This window comes from Streptomyces sp. NBC_00045, from assembly GCF_045041095.1.
Lineage (GTDB): Bacteria > Actinomycetota > Actinomycetes > Streptomycetales > Streptomycetaceae > Streptomyces.
Map to the genome: position 1 here is coordinate 1,839,926 of NZ_CP108271.1, position 18,615 is coordinate 1,858,540.

An 18,615-nucleotide genomic window follows, 5' to 3' on the forward strand; every position below is an offset into this window, starting at 1 on the left:
CCGGCGCACGCACCCGCGGCCGGCGCGCGCCCGGCGCACCACCCTTACCGGTGCCCCAATCCCCTTGGGGCGAGGGCCGTTTGGGCGTACCGACAAGTGCCTTGCGGACAGGGGTCCGTGCGGGTGAGGAACCCTCAAGTGGGCCGTGCCGCACTGACGATCGAATCTTCCGGCGAGGGCGCGGCCTCTGAGCGCTCGTGGCGGATCGTCCGTAAGCTGTGGCACGTCAACAGGACGACCGGTCAGCGGGGTGGACATGGCGATGATGCGGCTCCGGCGCGAGGACCCGCGTGTCGTCGGCTCGTTCAGGCTGCACCGGCGGCTCGGCGCCGGCGGCATGGGCGTGGTCTACCTGGGATCGGACCGGCGCGGACAGCGTGTCGCGCTCAAGGTGATCCGGCCGGATCTGGCCGAGGACCAGGAGTTCCGCTCGCGCTTCGCGCGCGAGGTGTCCGCCGCCCGGCGGATCCGCGGCGGGTGCACCGCGCGCCTGGTGGCCGCGGACCTGGAGGCGGAGCGGCCGTGGTTCGCCACGCAGTACGTGCCCGGCCCGTCGCTGCACGACAAGGTGGCCGAGGAAGGCCCCCTCACGGCCGCGCAGATCGCCGCGATCGGGGCCGCGCTCTCCGAGGGACTGGTCGCCGTGCACGAGGCGGGGGTCGTCCATCGCGATCTCAAGCCCTCGAACATTCTTCTGTCCCCCAAGGGCCCCCGGATCATCGACTTCGGGATCGCCTGGGCCACCGGTGCGAGCACCCTCACCCATGTGGGCACGGCCGTCGGCTCCCCCGGCTTCCTCGCTCCCGAGCAGGTGCGCGGCGCCGCGGTCACCCCGGCCACCGACGTGTTCGCGCTGGGCGCCACCCTGGCCTACGCGGCGACCGCCGACTCGCCCTTCGGGCACGGCAGTTCCGAGGTCATGCTGTACCGGGTGGTGCACGAGGAACCGCATCTGGTCGGGGTTCCGGACGCGCTCGCGCCCCTCGTACAGGCCTGCCTGGCCAAGGATCCCGAGGAGCGGCCCAGCACGCTCCAGCTGTCGATGCGGCTCAAGGAGATCGCGGCCCGCGAGGCGCAGGGGCTGTCCGACGGCCGCCCGCCGGCCCAGCGGGCGCGGACCGAGCGGCCCACCGGGCGGCTGGCGGAGCGGGCCGATGCGTACGCCGACCAGCGCACGGAGCGCCGTACGGGCGGCACGCCCGCGCCCCAGGCACCGGACCAGGGTCACGGACAGGGCGGGCCCGGGCACGGCAGCCAGGGTGGTGCGGGCAAGGGCCCGCACAGCGGTCCGCACGCGCGGCCCTCGTCCTCGCGGAACCCGGGCGGCCCGTCCTCCCGGCCGACGGCGGGGCGTACGGGCGGCCGCCCGGCCCCCCGTACGACGGGAGCGGGGCGGCGCCCCGCACGGCCGGACCCCCGGCTGATGCGGCAGCGCCTGATCGTGTTCGTCGTGGTGACGCTGATCGTCGCGCTGGGCATCGCCGCCGCCCAGAAGCTCTAGATCTCCGGCGGGGCCGGGAGCGGGCTCTGGGGCGGGCGGGTGGCGTAGAAGGCCACCGCCGAGGCCGCGGCCACGTTCAGCGAGTCGATCCCCTCCGCCATCGGGATCCGCACCCACTCGTCGGCGGCCCTCAGCGCGTACGTGGACAGTCCGTGCCCCTCGGAGCCGAGCATGATCGCGGAGCGTTCGAAGCGCTCCGGCGGGACCTGGTCCAGCGGCGTGGCCTTCTCGCTCGGCGTCATCGCCAGGATCCGGTAGCCCGCCTCGCGGACCTTCTCCAGGTCGGCGGGCCACTGGTCCAGGCGTGCGTACGGGACCGAGAAGACGGACCCCATCGAGACCTTGATCGCACGCCGGTAGAGCGGGTCCGCGCAGTCCGGGGAGAGCAGTATCGCGCTGATGCCGAGGGCGGCGGCGCTGCGGAACGCGGCGCCGAGGTTGGCGTGGTCGACGAATCCCTCGAAGACGGCGATCCGGTGGCCCGTCCCCTCCGCCGCGAGTAGTTCATCGGCCGCCGGCAGCGGCTTGCGCTGCATGGAGGCGAGGGCGCCGCGGTGCACGTGGTAGCCGGTGACGCGTTCGGCGAGCTCCGGGGTGACGGCGTAGACCGGGGCCGGGAGCTCGTCGATGACGTCGCGCATGACGTCGACCCACTTGGCGGAGAGCAGCATCGAGCGCATCTCGTACCCGGTGTCCTTGGCGCGTCTGATGACCTTCTCGCCCTCGGCGATGAAGAGGCCTTCCTCGGGCTCGCGCCGGCGCCGGAGTTCGACGTCGGTCAGGCCCGTGTAGTCGCGCAGGCGCGGGTCGTCGGGGTCTTCGACGGTGATGAGATCAGCCACAGGGTGATACTGCCTTGTCCGGGGTGTGGTGCCAACGGCCGTGCCGGGCACGGGTGTTTCAGGCGGCAGGGGTGCCGACGTTGACGACCTCGCCGATGACGATGACCGCGGGCGGACGGATCTCCTGCGCCCGTACGGTCTCGCCGACGGTGGCGAGGGTGGCGTCCACGCGGCGCTGGGTGGCGGTGGTGCCCTCCTGGACCACCGCGACCGGGGTGTCCGCGGAGCGGCCGTGCCGGACCAGGGCCTCGGCGATCAGGCCGATCTTGTCGACGCCCATCAGGACCACCAGGGTGCCGGTGAGCTTGGCGAGGGAGGCCCAGTCCACCAGGGAACGCGGGTCGTCGGGACCGACGTGCCCGCTGACCACGGTGAACTCGTGCGCCACGCCGCGGTGGGTGACCGGGATGCCGGCGGCGCTCGGCACCGAGATGGAGCTGGAGATGCCGGGCACGACGGTGCAGGCGATGCCCGCCTCGGCGAGGGCCTGGAGCTCCTCCATGCCACGGCCGAAGACGTACGGGTCGCCGCCCTTGAGGCGGACGACGGCCTTGCCGGCCTTCGCGTGCTCGATCAGGGCGTTGTTGATGGCCTCCTGGGCCATGTAGCGGCCGTACGGGATCTTCGCGGCGTCGATGACCTCGACGTGCGGCGGGAGTTCGTCGAGCAGGTCGCGCGGGCCGAGCCGGTCCGCGATGACCACGTCGGCCTCGGCGAGGAGACGGCGCCCGCGGACGGTGATCAGGTCGGGGTCGCCGGGGCCGCCGCCGACGAGGGCCACGCCGGGCGTGTGCGGGCGGGCGCCGGTCAGGGAGCCGTCCCGCAGCCCCTCGATGACGGCGTCGCGCACGGCGGCGGAACGGCGCGGGTCGTTGCCGCTCAGGACGGCGACGGTCACGCCCTCGACGCGGCCGGTGGCCGGCGTCCACGCGGTGGCAGCCTCGGCGTCGTCGGCGCGCACGCACCAGACCCGGCGGGCCTCGGCCTCGGCGGACGCGGCGTCGTTGGCGGCCCGGTCCCGGGTCGCGATCAGCGCGTACCAGGCACCGTCCAGGTCGCCGTCCTGGTAGCGGCGGCGCTCCCAGCGGATCTCGCCCGTCTCGGCCATGGCGTCCACGGAGGGCGTCGCGGAGGGGGAGATCAACAGGACGTCGGCGCCGGCCGCGACGAGCGCGGGCAGCCGACGCTGGGCGACCTGACCGCCGCCGATGACGACGACGCGGCGGCCGGCGAGGCGGAGTCCTACGGGGTAGGCGGGGTGTGCCGGGTGTGCCATGGCGGTTGGGCTCCTGTGCGGCGGGTCCTTGCCGCTGCTGCGCTGGAGCGGCTTGTCTGCTACTGACGTGCGGTTTCGCTGTCCGGGTCAACGATACGACCCGGTGGGGGGCGGGGTCCCGCAGAGCGGCGGCTGCCTCCGTCCCCCCGTCTCCGGGTTACTTCTCCGTGACGCCGGCGGAGTCGAAGGTGGCCACCTCGTGCATAGCGCGGGCCGCGCTCTGGACCAGCGGGAGGGCCAGCAGGGCGCCCGTTCCCTCGCCGAGGCGCAGGTCCAGGTCCACCAGCGGGCGCAGGCCGAGCTTGTTCAGGGCGGCCACGTGCCCCGGCTCCGCACTGCGGTGGCCCGCGATGCACGCCGACAGCGATTCGGGGGCGATGGCCCGGGCGACCAGGGCCGCCGCGCCCGCGCTGACGCCGTCCAGGATGACCGGTGTGCGGAGCGAGGCCCCGCCCAGCAGGAGGCCGACGATCGCCGCGTGCTCCAGGCCGCCGATGGCCGCGAGGACGCCGATCGGGTCCGCCGGATCCGGCTGGTGCAGCTCCAGCGCGCGCCGTACGACATCGACCTTGCGGGCGTGCGTCTCGTCGTTGATGCCGGTGCCGCGGCCGGTGACCTCCGCCGGGTCGACTCCGGTGAAGACCGAGATGAGGGCCGCCGAGACGGTCGTGTTGGCGATGCCCATCTCGCCGGTGAGCAGCGCCTTGTTGCCGGCCGCGACCAGGTCGCGGGCCGTCTCGATGCCCACCTCGATGGCGGCGACGACCTCTTCGCGGGTCATCGCCGGGCCGGTGGAGAGGTCGGCCGTACCGGGGCGGACCTTGCGCGGGAGCAGGCCCGGCGTGGCCGGGAGCTCGCCCGCGACGCCGACGTCGATGACGCAGACCTCGGCGCCCACCTGGTTGGCGAACGCGTTGCAGACCGCGCCGCCGCCCAGGAAGTTGGCCACCATCTGCGTGGTGACCTCCTGGGGCCACGGGGTGACGCCCTGGGCGTGGACCCCGTGGTCGCCCGCGAAGATCGCGACCGCGGCCGGCTCCGGGATCGGCGGCGGGCAGACCCGGGAGAGGCCGGACAGCTGTGCGGAGATGATTTCGAGCATGCCCAGCGCCCCGGCGGGCTTGGTCATGCGCTTCTGGCGCTCCCACGCCTCGCCCAGCGCCTTCGCGTCGAGCGGGCGGATGCTGGCGACCGTCTCCGAGAGCAGGTCGTGCGGCGCCTCGCCGGGCAGCGCGCGGCGCCCGTACGTCTCCTCGTGGACGACCCAGGCCAGCGGGCGGCGCTGCGACCAGCCGGCCTGCGCCAGTTCGGGCTCCTCCGGGAACTCGTCGACGTAGCCGACGCACAGGTACGCGACGACTTCGAGGTGTTCCGGCAGGCCGAGCTCGCGGACCATCTCGCGCTCGTCGAAGAAGCTGACCCAGCCGACGCCGAGGCCCTCGGCGCGCGCGGCGAGCCAGAGGTTCTCGACGGCGAGGGCCGAGGAGTACGGGGCCATCTGCGGCTGGGTGTGCCGGCCGAGGGTGTGGCGGCCGCCGCGGGTGGGGTCGGCGGTGACGACGATGTTCACCGGGGTGTCGAGGATGGCCTCGATCTTGAGTTCCTTGAACTGCTTCGCCCGGCCCTTGGGCAGGGACTTCGCATAGGCCTCGCGCTGGCGCTGGGCGAGCTCGTGCATCGTCCGGCGGGTCTCGGCCGAGCGGATGACGACGAAGTCCCAGGGCTGGGAGTGGCCCACGCTGGGCGCGTGGTGCGCGGCCTCCAGGACGCGGAGCAGCACCTCGTGCGGGATCGGGTCGGTGCGGAAGCCGTTGCGGATGTCGCGGCGCTCGCGCATGACGCGCAGGACGGCCTCGCGCTCGGCGTCGGCGTACGCGGGGGCCGCCTCGCCCGCGGAGGGCTCCGGGGCGGGTTCGGGGGCGGCCTCGGGCTCGGGAGCGGCCTGCGGGGCGGTCTCGGGAGCCGCCTCGGGAGCCTGCTCGGCCACCGTTTCGGCCGCCTGTTCGGCTGCCGCTGCCGCGGCGGGTTCGGGCTCCGGCTCCGGCTCGGCCACCGGCAGGGCCGTGGGAGCGGGTTCGGCAGCGACCTCGGGCTGCACCGCCACGGCTTCGACGACGGGTTCCGCCACGGCTTCCGGGGCGACCGGGCCCTCGGCAGCGGCCGGCTCCGCGGCGACGGGCCCGGCGGCTGTGACGGCGGCTGCTTCGACGACCTCGGGGGTCGCGGGGGCCTGGGCCACCGTTTCCGCGGGCAGGGCCTCCGGCTGCGGCTGCGGCTCGGGGGCCGGAACCTCCGCTACCGGAGCCTGCACGACGGGCGCGGGGGCCGCCACGGGCGCTTCGGCCACCAGCGCCTCGACCGGCGCGGCCTCGGCCACGACGGGCTGCGGCTCGACGACGGCGACGGGCTCGGGCTCGGGCTCCGCCGCGGCGACCTGCTCGGGCTCCGCGACCGGTACCGCGACCGGCTCCGCGACCGGTACCGCGACCGGCTCTGGGGCGGGCTCCGGGGCGGGCTCCGGCTGCGGGGGCTCCGGGGCGGCGGGGGCTTCCACGGCCACGGGCACCCCGGGCGCCGCCACCGGCGCCCCGGCGGCTGCCACGGGCTCGGGGACCGCGGCCGGCACCGGCTCCGCCGGCCATGGCGCACCGGCCTGCGGCGGGATCTCGCCGGGCTGCGGGGCGGCCGGCACGGCGACGGCTTCGGGGCGCGGGACGTCCAGGTACTCGGGGCCGAGGGTCGGCGGTCCGGCCACCTGGACCGGGACCGGTGCCACGGCGACGGGCGCCACCGGGGCCGCCGGGGCCACGGGCGCGCTCACCGCGGCGGCGACGGGCACGGCGGGCGCGACCGGAGCGGCGGCCGGACCCCGGTCGGCGAGGGAACGTACGACGCCGCCGGTGGCCTCGGGCACCGGCGGGCCCATGTGCAGCGGCCGGCGGGCGGGCGCGGCCGGGGCGACGGGCGCGGCCGGCGCCGCCTGGGCGGCCGCCGGCGGGACCACGAGGCCGCCGAGGTCGAGCGCGCCGGAGTCGCGGCCGCCGGCCTCGTGCGCGCCGGCGCTGTACGAGGCGTCGGCGTAGGAGGGGTCGGGGAAGCCGGGGTAGGCGGGCTCCGCGTAGGCGGCGGGTGCCTCGGAGTACTCGACGTAGGGCGCGTCGCCGTAGGAGGTTTCGACGGGGAAGACCGGCGCCTGCGGGACGACCTGCGGGTCGCTCCACGCGCCCTGGCCGCTCGGCATCAGCAGCAGTTCCTCGTCGTCCTGCTCGGCCGGGTTGTCCACGAGGTCCTGGAAGGCGTAGCCGCCCTGGACGGGCGTGGGGACGGGGCCCGGGTGTTGGACCGGAGCGGGAATGCCCTGCTGATCCACCATGCCCGCGTCGTCCGGGAGACCCTCGCCCGGTACCTGGCCGGTGTCAGTCATGCGTACCCCTCGCCCATCGGTTTTGCCTCTTCGATCGCCCGGCCCCCCACGAGGCCGCCGGGCGGCTTTGCCGTGCGGGCTGCCGTGCGACGCGTCCGTCTCCCGCACGCCCTGCGCGACAACCAGTAAGCATTGTCGCGCCCGTTCGCCACCATGGCGGCCATTACCGCGACGGTCCGTTGTGGACTGCGCCACGTCGCGCGTCTCGCGGTGCCGTCACCCCAGGTCAAACCGGGGCAGTACGGCCAGGTCAGTACGACGATCGGCCAGCCTACCCCGGCCTCCGCGCTAGCGGTTCACGGGGCGTTCGGCTGCCAGGAGGAACACGACGGAACGGTCCTGTTCACCCCACGTACGGGTGTCCAGGCCCACGGACTGGAGGAGCGCGCACTCGACGGTGTAGCCGCCCTCGGCGAGCGCACGGCCGATGGCCTCCGCCTCGTCGCGGGTGGAGGCGTGGCTGACGATACGTTCGGGGCGGCGGTCGGCGACGGCCGCGACGACCTCGGCTCCCCCGCCGCCGACGCGGACGACGTCGGGTTCGGGGAGGTCCTCCAGTACGTGCGGTGCGCGGCCGGCGACGACCTGGAGCTGTACGCCCCGCTGGCGGGCGGCGGCGGTGGCGCGCTCGCAGGCGCGCGGGTCGGCGTCGACGGCGATGACGGCGGCGCCGAACGCGGCGGCTTCCACGGCGAGGGCGCCGGATCCGGTGCCGATGTCCCAGACGAGGTCGCCGGTGCGCGGGCCGAGCCGGGCCAGCTGGGCGGCACGCAGCTGCGCCGACTCCCCTTCCCCACCGTCGGGCAGGGTGCGGGCCCAGCCGCGGGGACCGCTCTGGGCGGGGCTCTGGCCGAGGAGCCATGCCGGTTCGGCGGCCGCGGAGGAGGTGGCGGAGGCGACGGACGCCTGTCCGCCGATGACGATGACGACGTTGGGGTCGCGCCAGCTGTGGTCGGCGGCCCGGTCGGAGGTGAGGACGGTCACCTGTTCCTTGGCGGTGCCGAGCGCCTCGCAGATGACGAAGGTGCGGTGGACCCCGCCGAGCAGCAGGGCGAGTTCGGCGGGGCCGGCGCCCGGCGAGGTGAGGACGGCGACCTTGGCGTGGGCGCGGCAGACGTTGACGGCGCGGCGCAGGGTGCGGGGGTGGGCGACGACGACCTGGGCGTCGTCCCAGGGCATGCCGGCGCGGGCGAAGGCGGCGGCCACGGAGGACACGGCGGGGACGACCTCGACCTCCAGGCCGTGCTCGGGAGCCCGCAGGGTGCGCACGGCGCCGAAGAAGCCGGGGTCGCCGTCGGCGAAGACGACGGCGGTGCCGCGGTGGCCGGCGATGCGGCGGGCGGCGAGGCCGAGGCTGCCCAGGCGGATGCGTTCGGCGGTGGGCGGGACCTCGGGGAGTGCGAGGTGGTGCGCGGCGCCGGCCACGAGGGTGGCGGCGGAGAGCGCGGACCGGGCTGCCGCGGTCAGGGGCGAGCCGTCCCAGCCGATCACCGTGACCCGGTCGGCCATCGTCGTCAGTCTCCTGGGGTGGGGGCGGGCGAAGCTTCGTCGGCAGGGGCGGCGGGCACGGTGAGACTACCTGGTCATCGGGTCAGCTCCAGTCGGCGCCGACGGCGTAGCCGCTCGCGTCCGCCTGTGCTCCGCGGCCGTATCCGAAGCCGTCGCGGCCGTACCCGTCCCGGCCGTACGCCTCGTGGCCGTTGTACCCGTCCCCGTCGTCGATGTCTTCGATGTCCTCGGGGACGAGGCTCCAGACGATGAGGTCGGTGCGGGTGTCCGCCCAGGAGCCGTCGGGGTTCTGGGTCCGCACTATCCACGCGTTGCGCAGGACGCCTTCGCTGATGCAGCCGATCTTCTGGGCCACCTGCTGGGAGGCGGTGTTGTCGGCGGCGGTGCGCAGTTCGAGGCGTTCGAAGCCCTGGTCGCGGAAGAGCCACTGGGCAACGGCGAGCACGGACTCGCTCGCATAGCCCTCACCGCGGGCCCAGGGTGCGGTGACGTAGCCGACCTCGGTGCTGCGGGTGCGCCAGTTGGTGTTCTGGAGGTGCACGATGCCGACGAGGCGCTGGGTGAGGAACTCGGCGACAGCAAAGACGATTCCGCTGCCCTCGGTGCGCTCCGCGTGGGAGTGCCGGGTGGCCCAGGCGTGGGCGTCGGCATGGGTGTAGGGGTGCGGTACCGAGGTCCAGGCGGTGATCTGCTCGTCGTTCATCATCTCGGCGAGCGCGCTGACGTCCTCCCCGTCGAAGGGGCGCAGCACCAGCCGGTCCGTGCTGATGGTGACGTCCGGGAAGGTGGTAGTCATGCGCAGCTCCATGCCGTTGCTGGACCTTTGTGCGGGCCGTAGGCACAGCATGCAGCATCGGCGGGGGGATGTGGCGGCCGGGTTGCCCGGAAGCGGGCAGCGCTCGGCCCCGCACGCCCGGCGGGCGGTACGGGGCCGAGCAGCAGTGGCGATCAGGCCTGCGGGGCGCCGAAGGCCGGGATGACCGAGCCCTGGTACTTGTCTTCGATGAACTTCTTGACCTCGTCGGAGTTGAGGAGCTTGGCGAGCTTCTCGATCCGCGGGTCCTTCTCGTTGCCGGCCTTCACCGCGAGGAAGTTGGCGTACGGGTTGCCCTCGGCCTTCTCCAGGACGAGCGCGTCCTTGGCGGGCGAGAGCTTGGACTCCAGGGCGTAGTTGCCGTTGATGACCGCGGCGTCCACGTCGTTCAGGGCGCGCGGGACCGTGGCGGCCTCCAGCTCCTTGAACTCCAGGCCCTTCTTGTCGGTGATGTCGGACAACTTGGCGCCGGTGCCGGCGCCTTCCTTGAGGGTGATCAGGTTGTTCGCGGCGAGCAGCTGGAGCGCGCGGCCCTCGTTGGTGGTGTCGTTGGGGACGGCGATGGTCTGGCCGGCCTTGATGTCGGTGAGGGCCTTGACCTTCTTGGAGTAGAGGCCGAGGGGCTCCAGGTGCACGTTCACGACGGGCACGATGTGGGTGCCGTTCTTCTTGTTGAAGTCGTCGAGGTACGGCTTGTGCTGGAAGTAGTTGCCGTCGACCTGGCCCTGCTCGGTGGCGGTGTTGGGGAGCACGTAGTCCGTGAACTCCTTCACCTCCAGCTTGAGGCCCTCCTTGGCCGCGAGCTTGTCCTTGACGAAGTTCAGGATGTCGGCGTGCGGGCTCGGGGAGGCCGCTATGACGAGCGGCTTGCTCGCGTCGGCCTTGCCGCCGTCGGCCTTGGTGGAGGACGGGTCCGAGGAGCTGCCGCAGGCGGTGAGGCCGAGGGCGAGCGCGGCGGAGGCGGCGGCGAAGGCGGTGGCCTTGATGTTCTTACGCACGAAGAGTGCCTTTCATTGCGGTGCAAGTGCGCAGGTCGTGCGCGGTTCTTGCGGGTGGTGGCCCAAGCACGACAAGTGCGGGCTCTCTGGGGTGGGGAAGTCTGGTGGGGCCCGCGGGCCTCAGGCCGTACGGCCGCGTCGGGCGAGGAGGCGTACCGCACCGTCGCCGATCAGCTGGATCACGGTGACGACCGCGATCAGGACCACGACGGTGGCGAGCATGAAGCCGGTCTCGAAACGCTGGAAGCCGTAGGTGATGGCCTTGGAGCCGAGGCCTTCGCCGCCGACCGCGCCGGCCATGGCGGAGTAGCCGATCAGGGTGATCAGGGTCGTGGTGACGGCGGCGACCAGGGAGGGCAGGGCCTGCGGGAGCAGGACCTTGCCGACCAGGGTGGGGACGCCGCCGCCCATGGACTCGACCGCCTCGATCAGGCCGTGGTCCACCTCGCGGACGGCCGTCTCGACGAGGCGGGCGAAGAAGGGGATGGCGCCGATGGCGAGCGGGACGATCATGGCGGTGGGGCCGATGAAGGTGCCGACGACGGCGGTGGTGACGGGGATCAGGGCGATCAGCAGGATGATGAACGGCAGCGAGCGGCCTATGTTCACGATCACGCCGAGGACCTTGTTGAGCGGCCGGTTCTGTAGGAGGCCGCCCTTGTCGGTGAGGACGAGGAGGATGCCGATGGGCAGCCCGCCGAGGACGGTCACCAGCGTGGACCACAGCACCATGTAGAGGGTGTCGTACGTGCCCTGGGTGAGCAGGGGCTGCATTTCGGACCAGGTCACCGGGCACCATCCTCGACCAGTTCGGCCAGTTCGTTGTCGATCGCGTCGACGGCTTCGACCTGGAGGCCCTGTTCGCGCAGGAAGCCCACCGGGACGACGTTGTCCTCGTAGCGGCCGGGCAGCTCGATGCGCATGCGGCCGATCTGGCGGCCCGCGACGGTGTCCATCGCGGCGCCGAGGATCGAGATGTCGATGTTGTACGTCCGCGACAGCTGGGAGATGACCGGCTGGGTGGCGGCGTCACCGTGGAAGGTGACGTCGATGACCGTGCGGTCGGGGCCGGTGGCGGCGCCGCTGACGGGGAAGAGTTCGCCGGCGAGCTCGGAGCCGGGTGTGGCGAGCAGTTCGGCGACGGTGCCGGACTCGATGATCCGGCCCTGCTTCATGAGGGCGGCCGAGTCGCAGACGGTCTTGACGACGTCCATCTCGTGGGTGATGAGCAGGACGGTCAGGCCGAGTTGCTGGTTGAGGTCGCGCAGCAACGTGAGGATCGAGCGGGTGGTCTCGGGGTCCAGGGCGCTGGTGGCCTCGTCGGAGAGGAGCACCTTGGGGTCGCCGGCCAAAGCGCGGGCGATGCCGACGCGCTGCTTCTGGCCGCCGGAGAGCTGGCCGGGGTAGGCCTTGGCCTTGTCGGCGAGGCCGACCAGGTCGAGGAGTTCGAGGGCCTTGCGGGAGCGCTCGCGGCCGGATGCGCCGAGGATCTCCAGCGGCAGTTCGACGTTGCCCTGGACGGTGCGCGAGGACAGCAGGTTGAAGTGCTGGAAGACCATGCCGATGCGGCTGCGAGCCTGACGGAGCTCCTTGCCGGCGCGGCGGCCGCGGCCGGCCAGCGCGGTGAGGTCGACGCCGTCGACGGTCACCGTGCCGGTGGTGGGGCGCTCCAGCAGGTTCACGCAGCGGATCAGGGAGGACTTGCCGGCGCCGCTCTGGCCGATGACTCCGTAGACCTCGCCCTCGCGGACGTGCAGGTCGACGCCGTCCAGGGCGGTGACCTCGCGGCCACGGGACTGGTAGACCTTCGTGAGGCCCGATGTGGTGATCACAGGATTTCCGTCGCTGTCGAGTGCACGGCGCAGCGGGGTGCCGGGCACGGGGCAAAGATCTGGGGACGCGATACGGGTCGAACCGGGATTTACCGGCGGTTTTCACGCATGCGCGGGGCAAGGAGCGATCCGGTCCGTACTGCTGTGCAGTGGCGGGGCGGACGAAGCTCGGCCGGTCTCGCTTCGGGGCGCGAGACGCAGGAGGGGGGCCCTCAGAAGGCGCACATTCGACACATACAACGAGCACCGGGCGTCGTGGTCGCCTCGGTCGCAAGGGTGCGGCTGCTCGTCGTGGTCATGGGCCCAAGTAAAGCAGACGTATCCCTTCACCGATCAAAGCCGTCCGGATAGCGGACGAAATCCGACCACATACCGGACGACCCAGGTCAGCCAGGGCCGGCCGCCGACACCGTGGCACCACCCCCGCCGACCTGCACCGTTACGGTCGGGAGGCCCGTACGACCCGGTCCGCGGCGGGCTCCGCGGGTGGCTCCGCGGGTGGCTCCGCGGCGGGGTGGGCTGTGGCCACGGCCACGGTCCGCGCCCAGGGGCGCGCGCAGCGCGTCTTTCGGCCCGTAATACCCTCGCTGCATGCTCGACGCCCTGACGGTCGCCCTCGGCGCGGCCGCACTCGCCCTCGCCGCCTGGTGCGGATTCGCCGCCCTGCGGGACCAGCCCACCAAGGACTGGCACTTCATCGGCATGGGCGTGGTGACCCTGCTGGCCCTGGCCCAGCTGATCGTCGGCGTGGTCGAGCTGGCGCGCGGCGGCAAGCCCGACGAGGGCTCGGTGATCTTCGTGGCTTACCTGGTGGGCGCCTTCGCGGCGGTCCCCGCCGCCGGGCTGCTCTCACTCACCGAGCGGACCAAGTGGGGTTCCGTGACGGTGGCCGCGGGCGCGCTCGTCCTCGCCGTCCTCGAAGTACGGCTCTACGACATCTGGGGGACCCCCGGTGCCTGACACCGACATGACCGCGGACCCGTCCGGCGCCGCCGGCCCTTCCGACGCACCCGCGGCTCCCGCCGGGCGCGAGCGGCTGGTTTCCGGGCCCGGACTGCTGCTGGTCTGGTTGTACGGGGTGATCACGGTCGGCGCCGTGTCGCGCTCGGTCTACCAGATCTCCACCGAGTTCGACCGGGCCCCGCTCCCCTACACACTGACCGGTGTGGCCGCCGTCGTGTACGCCTTCATCACGTACTCGCTCGTGCGCGGCGGGGAGACGGCCCGCAAGGCGGCGCGCATCTGCTGCGCCGCCGAGCTGACCGGCGTGCTGGCCGTGGGCACCTGGACGCTGGTGCGACCCGAGGCCTTCCCGGACTCGACCGTGTGGTCGGACTTCGGGATGGGCTACCTGTTCATCCCGGTGATCCTGCCGATCACCGGGATGCTCTGGCTGCGCGCCAAGCGCTGAGCTTCAGGCGCTGAGCTTCAGGCACTGAGCTTCAGGCACTGAGCTTCAGGCACTGAGCTTCAGGCACTGAGCTTCAGGCACTGAGCTTCAGGCACTGAGCTTCAGGCACTGACCGCGAAGTCGGCCGCGTCGGTGGCCTCCTTCTCCAGGATCACCAGGCGCACGCCGTCGGAAGCGGTGCGGCCGCCGACCTGTACGTAGCCGGCCTTGCGGTAGAGGCGCAGGTTGGACTCGCTCTTGTGGCCGGTGTGCAGGCGGAAGCGGGTGGTCTCGCGGTGCCCCGCGAGGGCCTCCTCGACGGCGCGCAGCAGCCGGGCGCCGAGCCCGTGGCCCTGCAGGCGCGGGTGGACGCAGAGCTTGGCGATCTTGCCGGTGCCATCCTCGTCGACGCTGCCGCGCACGGTCCCGACCACTTCGTCGCCGAGCCGGGCCACGAGCACGGTGTCCGACTCCAGCTCGGCCTTGAGGGAGTCCAGGGTCTGGGTGAGCGGCTGGATGAGGTAGTTGCCGTACAGCTCGGCCTCGCGCTGGAACGCCAGGTACTGCAGTTTGAGGATCTGTTCAGTGTCCTCGGCAGCTGCCGCCGAAATGGTCACGCTCATGCCCATGTGCGCATGCCTCCCGCTCACCTGGTAGCCCGTTGGTCTACCGCTCCCTTCCCCGAAGGCGAGGAGCCGCAACCTCTGACGCGAGCATTCTGCGCAGACATCCCAGGCATCGGGAACGCACGGGCCCTAAACTTCCTTGTGAGATACCCAACTCTCCTGCGATTTCACGGTAGGTGAGGTCTCTGGGCGAAAGAAGTGCCCTCATGAGCTCCGGACACCGTCCGGGCAATCGGGCGACGGCCGATCGGAGCGCCCGGTTCTCCTCCCCGTGCAGCAGGGCGTCTTCGGGTTCGGCGCCCGCGCTCCCGGGCCGGCTTCCGTACGGGATCTCGCGGCGGGCACGGCGGCGGGCGAGGCGGGCTTCCGCGCGCACGGCCCTGCGCAGCCAGCGGGCGGGCTCGGCGGGGGCGGGGCCGTGTTCCAGCAGCCTGACCCAGACGGCTTGTTCCAGGTCGGCCGCCTCCACTCCGGCGCCCGGTGCCTCCGCGGCCGCCTCGGCGGAGAGCAGCGGGCCCAGTTCGTTCAGGAGGTCGGAGTCCTTCAGCAGGTCCATGCCGGGCGGGACGCGCGGGCCGTGCCCGGCGGTTTCCCGGCCCGGCACAGCCCACCCGTACGTGATATTCCGCTTATCTGTTGACGGGTGGCGTGCGGAGCCCGCCCCCCAAGCCGCCCGCCCCCAAGCCGCCCGTGTCGAGCAGACGTCCCCGTCGGCCTGCGGTCCCCGTCGGCCGGACGCTGCTACCGGCCGCGGCCCGGGCGGAAGGCCTCGGCCGCGAGCAGTCCGGTGTCCGCGTTGTCCGTGAAGATGCCGTCGATGCCCTGTTCGAAGTACGTCTTGAACGCGCCGAACGCGTCCCCGTACGCGGTCGGGTCGGTGCCCCTGCGGTATTCGGCCGGCAGGAAGGTGTTCTCGTTGCGCGCGGTGTAGGGGTGCAGCACCAGCCCGTTGGCGTGGGCGTCCTTGACCAGCGTGGTCGCAGTGCCGAGCTTCCCGGCCGCGTCCCGCGGGAGGATGAGGTCCATGGTGGGGCCGATGCCCTGGGCGAATCCGGCGATCCACTTCAGTCCCTCGGGCTTGACCAGGTCCGTCACCGTCCGCGGGTCCTTGGCCTGTTCGAAGTCCCAGGGCCGGGTGCCCGCGGCGGACAACAGGACCACGCGCGGCGCGGAGACCAGCCTGGAGAGCCGCTGGATGCTGGAGGGCTCGAACGACTGGAGGAACAGCGGAGCGCCCCGCCCGTCCCGGCCGTAACGGCGCAGCAACTTGGCGAGGGGCTCCTCCAGGCCCAGGCCCAGGGAGCGGAAGTAGGTGGGGTGCTTGGTCTCGACGTGCAGCCAGACGCGCCTGCCGCGCCGCTTGCCCTCCCGGTCGGCCCAGCGCAGTACCTCTTCGAAGGTGGGCACGTCCCACCGGCCGTCGTAGAGCGTGTTGCGCTGACGGACCGCGGGGATGCGCTCCTTCGCCCGCAGGGTCTTCAGCTCGGCCAGGGTGAAGTCCTCGGTGAACCAGCCCGTGACCGCGACCCCGTCGATCGACTTGGTCGTACGGCGGGAGGCGAACCCGGGGTGGTCGGCGACATCGGTGGTGCCGCCGATCTCGTTCTCGTGGCGGCACACCAGGTGGCCGTCCTTGGTGGGCACCAGGTCCTGTTCGACGACGTCCGCGCCCAGGTCGAGGGCGAGCTGGTACGAGCCGAGGGTGTGCTCGGGCCGGTAGCCGCAGGCGCCGCGGTGGCCGATGACCAGCGGGACGGGGAGGTCCCGGTAGCCGCCGCCGTGGCGCACGTCGGCCGCGTACGCCGCCTCCGCCGGGTCCGCGGCCCCGGCCGCCGGTGCCGTCTGCGCGGCCGAGGCGGATCCCGCCGAGAGCCCGGCGATGCCGCCGCCGGCTGCCAGGACGGCCGCCCCCAGGACCGTGCGCCGTGCTGCCCCACCCTGCGTCATGAGTGCCACTCCTGTCGTCTGAGAGGGCCGGGCGGTCCCCGGGGTCTCCGGGTTCCCGCGGCCCGATTTCGGCGTGGCGATCGTAGACAGCGGCCAGTGGCGCGGGGGTGGGCCTACGGGGAACATGGCGGAAACGTGCGTCAACACTGCGTATCCACCTCGTGAACCCGATGTGCACTCGGAGCTGACCCACGAGTATCGTCCTCACCTGCACTACCGCCGTGTGGTGCGAAACCCGCGTTTCGATGCCGGAGGGCTCACGTTGTTCCGTACATCGCTCATCAAGGCCACTGTCGGACCGGTCATGCGCATGATGTTCCGCACCCGGGTGGAGGGCATCGAGAACATCCCGGGCACCGGGCCGGTGATCCTGGCGGGCAACCACCTCACCTTCATCGACTCCATGATCCTTCCGCTGGTGTGCGACCGTACGGTGCACTTCATCGGCAAGGACGAGTACGTCACGGGCAAGGGCATCAAGGGCCGCGCCATGGCCTGGTTCTTCACCGGGTCCGGCATGATCCCGGTCGACCGTGACGGCGCCAACGGCGGCGTCGCCGCCCTGATGACCGGCCGCCGCATCCTGGAGGAGGGCAAGATCTTCGGGATCTACCCGGAGGGCACCCGCTCGCCCGACGGCCGCCTCTACCGCGGCCGCACCGGCATCGCCCGCCTGACCCTGATGACCGGCGCCCCGGTGGTCCCCTTCGCGATGATCGGCACCGACAAGCTCCAGCCGGGCGGCGCGGGCATGCCGCGCCCGGGCCGGGTCACCGTCCGCTTCGGCGAGCCGATGGAGTTCTCGCGCTACGAGGGCATGGACCGCGACCGCTACGTGCTGCGCGCCGTCACCGACTCGGTGATGGCCGAGGTCATGCGGCTCTCGGGCCAGGAGTACGTGGACATGTACGCGACCAAGGCGAAGGCGGCTTAGCCCCTACTGTCGCTACTGTCGCTGGAGTGACCGGCTGACGCCCGCCGCGGTCGTCGTGGCGAGGACCCAGCCGGTCACGATCAGCACGTACGACAGCCACTGGTACCAGCCGCTCGGCGCGAAGGCGCCCTCCTGGCCGAAACCGATGATCGGCAACATCAGGTCGATCGTGTAGAACGCCGGATTGAACTCCGGCGCCTCCCCCGCCTTGAGTTCCCTCGGCGGGTGCAGACCGTATGCAATCGTGCCGGTCAGCAGCAGCGCCAACAGCCAGCCCGCCGCCCGCAGCGGCCGGAAGCCGTAGCCGACGGTGGCGTCCTGGAGCAGCCCCCAGAGCCTGGCGTGGCGGGGCAGGGTGCGTCGGTGGCGGCGCAGTTTGGCGAGCTGCACGGTCCGCGCGCCCGCCTCGTCCCCGGCCGTGCGGTAGGCCGCGGCGAGCTGCTCGTACGCGTACGGGAGGTACCCGGACTCCTCGCGCTCCAGCGCGGGCAGCCGCTGCTCGGGCGGCAGGTGCGGGGCGAGGGTGCGGTAGGTGAGGCCGTCGATGGCGATCCGCTCGGGCCAGGAGCCGGGCTCGACGTGGAGCAGGTCGAAGGTGGACCGGCGCAGGTTCACGTGGCCCTGGATGGGCGGGCAGTGGCGCAGCCACAGCTCGCCTATGGCGCAGCTGGAGGCGCGCAGCGCGGTTCCGCCGGGGTTGGCGAGGTCGGCACGGGTGAGATTGGCCTGGCCGGGGATGCGCGAGCCGGTGAGGTTGACCATGCCGCGGGCGTGCAGCCGGTGCGCGCGCAGGTCGGTTCCGACGGTCAGCGTCTCGGCGTGCAGGACTACGCCGCCGGGAGCGAGGAGACGGGCCCCGTCGAGCTGGAGCTGTCCGCCCACGGTGGCGCCGTTCAGCCGCAGCTGACCGTGGACCGTCAGGTCGTTCGCGATGATGTCGGTGCCGACTTCGATGTGGTTGAGCTGGAGCGGGGGCTCCTCCGCCTCGTCGCCCGACGTCGGCCCGATCACCGCCCCCTGGAGGAAGAGGCCGCCGTCTATCTTGGCACCCTGGAGCCGGACGGGGCCGGTGATCCGGCAGCAGGAGAGCCGCAGGACCACGTCGACTCGCATGGTGGCGGCGGTGAGCCCGGGGAGGGTGGAGTAGCCGAGGACGAGCGCCTTCAGCTGGGACCCGTACAGCAGGGGCTTGCGTTCGAACCAGCAGTCGCGCAGTCGGATGGGATGGGTGACGGCCGCGTACCTGAGGTCGAGCTCGCCGACGATCCGCGCGCCCTTGATCTTGAGCCCGGCGACCCGGCCCTCCTCGGCGGGACCCGCGCCCAGCAGCAGGGCGCGCAGCACCTCCCCCCGGACGGTGCGCTCCGGGCCCCATCCGGCCCCGTCCACGGAGCTGTCCTCGGGGTGTTCCCGGAAGTCGACGCCGTCGCCGCGCGGAAAGGCTTCCCATACGCGGCGTTCGGCCGGGGTCAGTTCGGTGATCTCCATCGCCGGGATGGTGTCCCGCACGCCGACGCGGTGT

16 protein-coding genes are annotated in these 18,615 nt (G+C 72.8%); 4 read left to right on the forward strand and 12 right to left on the reverse strand.

Going from position 1 to position 18,615, the window contains the following annotated elements; genetic code table 11:
* Positions 1 to 250: 250 nt before the first annotated feature.
* A complete protein-coding gene (locus tag OHA65_RS08755; RefSeq protein WP_327282563.1) occupies positions 251 to 1,501 on the forward strand; it encodes a serine/threonine-protein kinase in 1,251 nt (416 codons plus the stop codon).
* Here OHA65_RS08755 and OHA65_RS08760 read toward each other — a convergent pair.
* From OHA65_RS08760 to OHA65_RS08795, 8 genes are all read right to left on the reverse strand, one after another.
* On the reverse strand, positions 1,498 to 2,343 hold the full coding sequence (locus OHA65_RS08760; RefSeq protein ID WP_327282564.1) for an RNA methyltransferase: 846 nt from the start codon (positions 2,341 to 2,343) through the stop codon (positions 1,498 to 1,500). The two genes, OHA65_RS08755 and OHA65_RS08760, sit on opposite strands and share 4 nt — an antisense overlap.
* Before the next feature lie 58 nt (positions 2,344 to 2,401).
* On the reverse strand, positions 2,402 to 3,619 hold the full coding sequence (gene cobA / locus OHA65_RS08765) for a uroporphyrinogen-III C-methyltransferase (protein WP_327282565.1): 1,218 nt from the start codon (positions 3,617 to 3,619) through the stop codon (positions 2,402 to 2,404).
* A 157-nt stretch (positions 3,620 to 3,776) separates the two neighbouring features.
* Positions 3,777 to 7,043, reverse strand: coding sequence for a nicotinate-nucleotide--dimethylbenzimidazole phosphoribosyltransferase (gene cobT / locus OHA65_RS08770; RefSeq protein WP_405761703.1), 3,267 nt, complete (start codon positions 7,041 to 7,043; stop codon positions 3,777 to 3,779).
* Between the two features lie 288 nt (positions 7,044 to 7,331).
* On the reverse strand, positions 7,332 to 8,552 hold the full coding sequence (gene cbiE / locus OHA65_RS08775; protein WP_327282567.1) for a precorrin-6y C5,15-methyltransferase (decarboxylating) subunit CbiE: 1,221 nt from the start codon (positions 8,550 to 8,552) through the stop codon (positions 7,332 to 7,334).
* Positions 8,553 to 8,634: 82 nt separating this feature from the next.
* Positions 8,635 to 9,348 (reverse strand): GNAT family N-acetyltransferase, encoded by a 714-nt coding sequence (locus tag OHA65_RS08780; protein ID WP_329313045.1) that lies wholly within the window; start codon positions 9,346 to 9,348, stop codon positions 8,635 to 8,637.
* 152 nt (positions 9,349 to 9,500) lie between these two features.
* Positions 9,501 to 10,364 (reverse strand): MetQ/NlpA family ABC transporter substrate-binding protein, encoded by an 864-nt coding sequence (locus OHA65_RS08785; protein WP_327282569.1) that lies wholly within the window; start codon positions 10,362 to 10,364, stop codon positions 9,501 to 9,503.
* Positions 10,365 to 10,484: 120 nt separating this feature from the next.
* On the reverse strand, positions 10,485 to 11,153 hold the full coding sequence (locus OHA65_RS08790; RefSeq protein WP_327282570.1) for a methionine ABC transporter permease: 669 nt from the start codon (positions 11,151 to 11,153) through the stop codon (positions 10,485 to 10,487).
* Positions 11,150 to 12,196, reverse strand: coding sequence for an ATP-binding cassette domain-containing protein (locus tag OHA65_RS08795; RefSeq protein WP_329313047.1), 1,047 nt, complete (start codon positions 12,194 to 12,196; stop codon positions 11,150 to 11,152). The genes OHA65_RS08790 and OHA65_RS08795 overlap by 4 nt, the downstream gene beginning before the upstream one ends.
* 591 nt (positions 12,197 to 12,787) lie before the next feature.
* Here OHA65_RS08795 and OHA65_RS08800 point away from each other — a divergent pair.
* Positions 12,788 to 13,156, forward strand: coding sequence for a hypothetical protein (locus OHA65_RS08800; protein WP_327282572.1), 369 nt, complete (start codon positions 12,788 to 12,790; stop codon positions 13,154 to 13,156).
* Positions 13,157 to 13,163: 7 nt separating this feature from the next.
* Positions 13,164 to 13,607 carry a hypothetical protein gene (locus OHA65_RS08805; protein WP_327285579.1) on the forward strand — a complete coding sequence of 148 codons (444 nt, stop codon included), beginning with the start codon at positions 13,164 to 13,166 and terminating at the stop codon, positions 13,605 to 13,607.
* Positions 13,608 to 13,708: 101 nt separating this feature from the next.
* Here the strand turns inward: OHA65_RS08805 and OHA65_RS08810 are convergent, their stop codons facing one another.
* The 3 genes from OHA65_RS08810 to OHA65_RS08820 form a co-directional block, all read right to left on the reverse strand.
* The gene (locus tag OHA65_RS08810; RefSeq protein ID WP_327282573.1) at positions 13,709 to 14,215 is read right to left on the reverse strand and encodes a GNAT family N-acetyltransferase; all 507 of its coding nucleotides are present in this window, start codon (positions 14,213 to 14,215) and stop codon (positions 13,709 to 13,711) included.
* A 37-nt stretch (positions 14,216 to 14,252) separates the two neighbouring features.
* Positions 14,253 to 14,768: a sigma-70 family RNA polymerase sigma factor gene (locus OHA65_RS08815; RefSeq protein ID WP_327282574.1), complete on the reverse strand. Its 516-nt coding sequence runs from the start codon at positions 14,766 to 14,768 to the stop codon at positions 14,253 to 14,255.
* Positions 14,769 to 14,953: 185 nt separating this feature from the next.
* Positions 14,954 to 16,159 (reverse strand): glycerophosphodiester phosphodiesterase, encoded by a 1,206-nt coding sequence (locus OHA65_RS08820; RefSeq protein WP_327282575.1) that lies wholly within the window; start codon positions 16,157 to 16,159, stop codon positions 14,954 to 14,956.
* A 304-nt stretch (positions 16,160 to 16,463) separates the two neighbouring features.
* Between OHA65_RS08820 and OHA65_RS08825 the strand changes: the two genes are divergently transcribed.
* Positions 16,464 to 17,093, forward strand: coding sequence for a lysophospholipid acyltransferase family protein (locus OHA65_RS08825; protein ID WP_327285580.1), 630 nt, complete (start codon positions 16,464 to 16,466; stop codon positions 17,091 to 17,093).
* A gap of 12 nt (positions 17,094 to 17,105) precedes the next feature.
* Here OHA65_RS08825 and OHA65_RS08830 read toward each other — a convergent pair whose 3' ends face one another.
* Complete coding sequence (locus OHA65_RS08830) at positions 17,106 to 18,581, reverse strand: membrane-associated oxidoreductase (RefSeq protein ID WP_405755265.1); 1,476 nt, start codon at positions 18,579 to 18,581, stop codon at positions 17,106 to 17,108.
* Positions 18,582 to 18,615: the final 34 nt, after the last annotated feature.

Bases quoted from the DNA above. Each gene is read 5' to 3' on its own strand.
- cobA (WP_327282565.1), bottom strand. From the start codon at position 3,619: ATGGCACACCCGGCACACCCCGCCTACCCCGTAGGACTCCGCCTCGCC.
- cbiE (WP_327282567.1), bottom strand. From the start codon at position 8,552: ATGGCCGACCGGGTCACGGTGATCGGCTGGGACGGCTCGCCCCTGACC.
- cobT (WP_405761703.1), bottom strand. From the start codon at position 7,043: ATGACTGACACCGGCCAGGTACCGGGCGAGGGTCTCCCGGACGACGCG.
- OHA65_RS08825 (WP_327285580.1), top strand. From the start codon at position 16,464: ATGCGCATGATGTTCCGCACCCGGGTGGAGGGCATCGAGAACATCCCG.
- OHA65_RS08805 (WP_327285579.1), top strand. From the start codon at position 13,164: ATGACCGCGGACCCGTCCGGCGCCGCCGGCCCTTCCGACGCACCCGCG.
- OHA65_RS08800 (WP_327282572.1), top strand. From the start codon at position 12,788: ATGCTCGACGCCCTGACGGTCGCCCTCGGCGCGGCCGCACTCGCCCTC.
- OHA65_RS08820 (WP_327282575.1), bottom strand. From the start codon at position 16,159: ATGACGCAGGGTGGGGCAGCACGGCGCACGGTCCTGGGGGCGGCCGTC.
- OHA65_RS08815 (WP_327282574.1), bottom strand. From the start codon at position 14,768: ATGGACCTGCTGAAGGACTCCGACCTCCTGAACGAACTGGGCCCGCTG.
- OHA65_RS08810 (WP_327282573.1), bottom strand. From the start codon at position 14,215: ATGGGCATGAGCGTGACCATTTCGGCGGCAGCTGCCGAGGACACTGAA.
- OHA65_RS08780 (WP_329313045.1), bottom strand. From the start codon at position 9,348: ATGACTACCACCTTCCCGGACGTCACCATCAGCACGGACCGGCTGGTG.
- OHA65_RS08830 (WP_405755265.1), bottom strand. From the start codon at position 18,581: ATGGAGATCACCGAACTGACCCCGGCCGAACGCCGCGTATGGGAAGCC.